Origin of the sequence: Salimicrobium humidisoli, assembly GCF_002295105.1 — a bacterium.
GTDB classification, from domain to species: Bacteria; Bacillota; Bacilli; order Bacillales; family Halobacillaceae; genus Salimicrobium; species Salimicrobium humidisoli.
Window position 1 is genome coordinate 1 of record NZ_NSGH01000058.1, and the last position, 267, is coordinate 267.

At 58.1% G+C, this 267-nt stretch carries 1 rRNA gene; it reads right to left on the reverse strand.

Features of this window, described 5'->3' with window-relative positions:
* Nucleotides 1–267: ribosomal RNA gene (locus CKW00_RS13530) — 23S ribosomal RNA — on the reverse strand; the annotation flags it as partial.

Sequence of the window (267 nt, forward strand, 5' to 3'; positions counted from 1 at the left end):
CCCGATCACCTTAGGATACTCTCCTCGCCTACCTGTGTTGGTTTGCGGTACGGGCACCCGCCATCCTCGCTAGAGGCTTTTCTTGGCAGTGTGAAATCAGGAGCTTCGATACTCATTTTCTCTCCCCGTCACTGCTTGCACTTGCCGGACGGATTTGCCTATCCGACGCGCTCACAGCTTGGACGCACACATCCAATGGTGCGCTCTCCCTATCCTCCTGCGTCCCCCCGTTCGCTCGAACGGAGGCGGGTGGTACAGGAATCTCCA